General features: G+C 57.2%; 5 protein-coding genes and 1 pseudogene. 3 read left to right on the forward strand and 3 right to left on the reverse strand.

Going from position 1 to position 4,874, the window contains the following annotated elements:
- Nucleotides 1–311 precede the first annotated feature (311 nt).
- Nucleotides 312–1,004 carry an ImmA/IrrE family metallo-endopeptidase gene (locus ACOI1H_RS23565; RefSeq protein ID WP_422440610.1) on the reverse strand — a complete coding sequence of 231 codons (693 nt, stop codon included), beginning with the start codon at nt 1,002–1,004 and terminating at the stop codon, nt 312–314.
- Here ACOI1H_RS23565 and ACOI1H_RS23570 point away from each other — a divergent pair.
- A complete protein-coding gene (locus tag ACOI1H_RS23570; protein ID WP_422440611.1) occupies nt 885–1,166 on the forward strand; it encodes a hypothetical protein in 282 nt (93 codons plus the stop codon). The two genes, ACOI1H_RS23565 and ACOI1H_RS23570, sit on opposite strands and share 120 nt — an antisense overlap.
- 10 nt (nt 1,167–1,176) lie before the next feature.
- Here the strand turns inward: ACOI1H_RS23570 and ACOI1H_RS23575 are convergent, their stop codons facing one another.
- Nucleotides 1,177–1,509, reverse strand: coding sequence for a helix-turn-helix domain-containing protein (locus tag ACOI1H_RS23575; RefSeq protein WP_422440606.1), 333 nt, complete (start codon nt 1,507–1,509; stop codon nt 1,177–1,179).
- A 99-nt stretch (nt 1,510–1,608) separates the two neighbouring features.
- Here ACOI1H_RS23575 and ACOI1H_RS23580 point away from each other — a divergent pair, with 99 nt between their 5' ends.
- Together ACOI1H_RS23580 and ACOI1H_RS23585 are read left to right on the forward strand one after the other, a co-directional pair.
- Nucleotides 1,609–2,940: a site-specific DNA-methyltransferase gene (locus ACOI1H_RS23580; protein ID WP_422440607.1), complete on the forward strand. Its 1,332-nt coding sequence runs from the start codon at nt 1,609–1,611 to the stop codon at nt 2,938–2,940.
- Nucleotides 2,901–3,647 (forward strand): DUF5681 domain-containing protein, encoded by a 747-nt coding sequence (locus tag ACOI1H_RS23585; RefSeq protein ID WP_422440609.1) that lies wholly within the window; start codon nt 2,901–2,903, stop codon nt 3,645–3,647. The genes ACOI1H_RS23580 and ACOI1H_RS23585 overlap by 40 nt, the downstream gene beginning before the upstream one ends.
- 135 nt (nt 3,648–3,782) lie before the next feature.
- Here the strand turns inward: ACOI1H_RS23585 and ACOI1H_RS23590 are convergent.
- Nucleotides 3,783–4,715, reverse strand: a pseudogene (locus ACOI1H_RS23590) (IS5 family transposase).
- Nucleotides 4,716–4,874: the final 159 nt, after the last annotated feature.

The following is a 4,874-nucleotide window of genomic DNA, read 5'->3' on the forward strand; positions in this document are numbered from 1 at the left end:
TACACAATGCGGAAGCAAACGTGCACCGTCTGGTGTGAAGGAAGACGCTGGCTGTGCTGCCAGTCGAATGCTAACCGGTCTCTACTGGAATCTCGTGAAAACAGGGAAATAACAGGGAAATCTTGGAATTTCGGGTCATTCTAAGCCTGAACTGACGAATTTAACCGAGATTTGCATTGCTAATTTAGTGGCTTGCGTTTCATTTCCCTGTTCCCAATTAACAGGGAACATTCGGAGCCGGAACAGGGACGTTATAGCGATCAACAGGGGAGCGAACGGATTTTGCAGGGAATGCCCATTCTAGGTCCGGACTACCGAAACTTCGGCATGTCGAGTTCTGGATGCCCATCATCAGTACTGTCATCTTCGTTAATTGTGTCTGCCCAAAAAAGTGTGACGGCATGTCCGGTCTTGGAGACGCGGGTCTGCTCGTAGAGGTCAAGATCGGGCTGTGAGGTCCAAGCCGTGGCGTGGGTCGCTTGAACTTCCGTGTATCCGGGCGTTCCATTACTGACGGCCCGGCATGCGGCCGAGGTCTGGGGCAGGAGTAATTTGGCCTTGCAGGTTACGAATGGAAACGCTGACGATTTCCCGAAGTAGCGGATGCGGCCTTTGTAGGACCAGACTGCTGCGAGTGGCTCGGGCCGAATTTCCAGAAGATGACGGACGCAGGCCTCCAGGCTGATGTCGAGAAGTGCGCTCAGGCGTTGCGCATCTCTGAGGTCCGGGTCCGGAGATAGCAACGGGTTCACAAGATAGCCTGGGGCCAGAAGGCCGATGGCAAACTGGTTCGCCTGCGTTTCCTGACGCAGATCTCGACGACCTTCTTGCGTCTCGCGCATGTCATCCGCGATGCACCTGAAGCCCGAAGGATTCGAAAGCACATGCCGTTCCATCAAGAAATGTCCCAGCTCATGGGCGACGGTAAATCGCGCACGCCGGCTTCCTTTGGCGGTGTTGGCGAGAATCGCGCCTGTGCTTCGGACTGCATCCGTGAGCAGCATTCCCTCAAATCCATCGAAGACACTCAGCCTAATTTCACTGACATCCAGATCACGCGCGACGTCGATGACAGGTATGGCCGCATCGAGCCGACCAAGTTGATCATGAATTGCTCGCGCCAATCTGCGCGGTTCGTGAATATCAGAGAGGTCAACGCGGTATAGGGTCAATCGACTACGACGTCTCAGAGTGTTTGGTTTGCAGTAATCGGATCATCTCTTCGACGACATTACGGTCTCGTTCAGACAGTTCGGCCAGATCTCTGTGAATTCTGTCGACCTGAAGGTCCTTGGATGCAGGTTCGGCCGCGTCACCTGTCAGGACATCGACGCTCACGCCATAGTGGGTCGCCAATTTGCGGACCAGATCAAAGGAGGGGTTGCGGCTGCGGCCCTTCTCCAACTCCCATACGTGTGCCTTTGAAACTCCAACCTTGTCAGCGACGGCCTGCAAAGACTCCCCGCTCTTTTGCCGCAAACTGAACAAACTCTCTCCCATGTTCATCATGCTCTCCCGTTTTTCTTGTCTGACGCCGTTATACACCTGTGTTTGACATTTGGCCAGATGTAAGATACATCTTACGATACAGGCAGACGGAGCGATTCCGTGGGCGAGCAGCAGACAAGGAGAGCCAAGATGGCCCCAATATCTATCGAACATATCGCTACCAGCGATCTCACTCACTGGGCGACCAATGCCCGGACACATTCGAAGAAGCAGATCCGGCAAATCGCTGACAGCATCAGAACATTCGGGTTTACCAATCCGGTGTTGATCGACGAGCATCGGACAATTCTCGCGGGCCATGGTCGCGTGGCGGCGGCAATACTGCTTGGAATGAAGGATGTGCCCTGTCTGCGGCTTGACCATATGAGCGCGCAGGAAAAGCGGGCCTATGTCCTGGCGGACAACAAGCTGGCACTGAACGCGGGCTGGGATGAGGATCTGCTCGCTGCCGAACTCGGCGCGCTCATGGCTGACGATCTCGACTTTGATATCGGGGTAATCGGATTTTCGATCCCGGAGATTGATGGACTTCTGGCGAATGTGGCACCTGAAGAGCCGGATGATCCTGCCGATGATATCTTGCCGGTTGACGCTCCGCGGCGCGTGAAGGCTGGCGATGTTTGGCAACTCGGGAGCCACCGTTTGGTCTGTGGCGATGCCCTGGATCCGGATGTGGTCGGCGGTTTGATGGCAGGTGAGGTGGCAACGATGGTATTCAGCGACCCGCCCTACAATGTGAAGATCGACGGTCATGTCGGCAACTCCGGCAAAATCCAGCACCGGGAGTTCGCGATGGCGTCAGGCGAAATGAGCCAGAGCGAGTTTACGGCGTTTCTGACCACGGCGCTCAGGAACCTCGCTGACCACAGCATCGATGGGTCTATCCATTTTCTTTGTATGGATTGGCGGCACATGGGCGAGATGCTGGCCGCGGGGCAGGGCGTCTACACTGAACTGAAGAATCTGATTGTCTGGGCCAAGGACAACGGCGGCATGGGGACGTTCTATCGCTCCCGCCACGAGTTGATATTCGTGTTCAAGAATGGTGCCGCGCCACATATCAACACCTTTGAACTCGGTCAGCACGGGCGCTACCGCACAAATGTCTGGCAGTATCGGGGTGTAAACACGATGCGAGCCGGGCGCATGGAGGAACTGGCACTCCATCCGACGGTCAAGCCGGTACAGATGATCTCAGATGCGATCCGCGACGTGTCTGGGCGCGGCGACATCGTGCTTGATCTCTTTGGTGGTTCAGGTTCGACGTTGATAGCATCGGAAAAGACGGGACGGCGAGGCTACCTCTGCGAGCTTGATCCAATTTATTGTGATCGGACGATTGCACGCTGGGAGGCCTATGCGAAAGATGATGCGGAACAGGTCGTCTGTGGATGGAACGGCGTATCCGCGATGCGGGAGGCCGCGGAATGAGGGGGTCCGGGAAGCCACCCTCAACCAGTCTTGCGGCGCGTCCCGGATACGAGATTGGCTTTGCCAAGCCGCCAGAGGCAACCCGGTTCAAGCCCGGCGTGTCCGGTAACCCCAAGGGGCGTCCGCGCGGGTCGAAGAACAAACGTCCCGGCCTGCATGAAGAGCGGATGAAGGACATTATCCTCGACGAGGCCTATCGTAGCATCACGGTTCGAGACGGCGCGCGGAACGTCACCATTCCGATGGCCCAGGCGGTAATCAGGTCGATGGCGGTTAACGCAGTCAAGGGCCAGCACCGGGCGCAGAGGCTTTTTGCCGAACTGCTCGCGGCCACTGAAACCTCGCGCAGGGCTCTGCATGATCAGTATTTTGAGAATGCCCTGAACTACAAACTCGAATGGGAAAAGGAACTCAAACGGCGCAAAACTGCTGGTATCACCCACCTGCCAGAACCGATGCCGCATCCCGACCAGATCGTCATCGATATGCGTGACGGCACTGTGAGAACGGTGGGGCCACTTACGCGCGAGGAAAAGGACCTTGTCGACAAGTGGGCCGCGCGCAAGCCACAGATCGCTGAAGCGGTGGCAGCGCTGCGAGACGATCTGGAGTACGTCACCGACCCTAGCGAGCGCGCAGATATCCAGATGCACATTGATCTGGGAGAAAAAATGCTGAATGACATCAGAAAGGCGATACCGGATTAGGCGATCTGACGATCCGCTGGACGGGCCGGTCGCGGTCCTTCGCAACCGACATCGGGGGTGCGGGCTATGCGCCCTTGACTGGACTCTGTTGGGCAAGTGAGCTGACGAACGGTTCTCCCCTTTCCCGAGACCGATTTATCCCACGGCTTTCGCGACAGGGATGTCAAGGGCGGGGTATCCATTCAGGATCGGAACGCGAACCTGAACCTCAGCGACTTGGCGGTCAAAGTCGCGCGCCATCAGCCGCTGGCCAAGCAGTTTCAGGAAGTGCATCTTTGTCTCAACGCGGCTTCTTCGGTGGTAGCCGCTCCAGTTCCGCCAGAGTACGCGGCCCAGATATCTTGATGCGCGCAGCGCGTCGTTTCTGGCGATGGCACCGGCAGTGGTTGGCTTCCATGGCTGAGCATTTCTGCGTGGTGGGATGAATGCGGCCGCACCGCGGTCAGCGATGGCGTTGTGGCACCGTCGCGTGTCGTATGCGCCATCTGCGGTCACGCTGCCAATCTCCTGATCGTGCGGGATCTGGTTGAGCAGATGAGGCAGCATTGGTGCGTCGCCGGTGTTGCTGCCCGTGATCTCAACCGCTCTGACTTCCAACGTTTGCTCGTCGATACCGATGTGGATCTTGCGCCAGACGCGTCGCTTGGTGCCGCCGTGCTTGCGGGCGTTCCATTCGCCTTCACCCTCGACCTTGATCCCTGTGCTGTCGATAAGCAGGTGCAGCGGGCCCTTTGCGCCACGATATGGAATGTTCACTGCAAGCGTCCTTTGCCGTAGGCAGATGGTGCTGAAGTCAGGTACGACCCAGTCCAGCCCTGTCAGCCGTAGCAGGCTCTCGACGAAGCCCGTCGTTTGGCGAAGCGCCATTCCGAACAGGACTTTCATCGTCACGCACGTCTGGATCGCAGCGTCCCTGAAAGTCCGTGATCTGCCCCTCCTGCCGGAAGGTTTGGCATCCCAGTCCATCTCGGGATCGAACCAGATCGTCAGTGATCCGCGGCGCTTCAGCGCCGCGTTATAATCAGCCTAGTTCGTCGTCTTGTAGATCGGTGATGTCGGTTCGCTCATGCCGGCCAGTTACGACACTGAATTTACGACATGAATGCCTGTCGGATTAGTCCAGCATGGCCCAATGCCAGCGGAAAACCGCTGTGACGGAACATCGCATGCAGCTGATTGTTAACTCACTGACGCTGCGGCAACACGCCTGCAGCAATGGAAGGAAAT

It is taken from the genome of Loktanella sp. DJP18, assembly GCF_049310965.1.
Classification (GTDB): domain Bacteria; phylum Pseudomonadota; class Alphaproteobacteria; order Rhodobacterales; family Rhodobacteraceae; genus Loktanella.

What these genes read in the sequence shown, in the direction of transcription:
- ACOI1H_RS23575 (WP_422440606.1), bottom strand. Translation starts at nt 1,509, where the DNA reads ATGATGAACATGGGAGAGAGTTTGTTCAGTTTGCGGCAAAAGAGCGGG.
- ACOI1H_RS23585 (WP_422440609.1), top strand. Translation starts at nt 2,901, where the DNA reads ATGGAACGGCGTATCCGCGATGCGGGAGGCCGCGGAATGAGGGGGTCC.
- ACOI1H_RS23570 (WP_422440611.1), top strand. Translation starts at nt 885, where the DNA reads ATGCCGTTCCATCAAGAAATGTCCCAGCTCATGGGCGACGGTAAATCG.
- ACOI1H_RS23565 (WP_422440610.1), bottom strand. Translation starts at nt 1,004, where the DNA reads ATGCTGCTCACGGATGCAGTCCGAAGCACAGGCGCGATTCTCGCCAAC.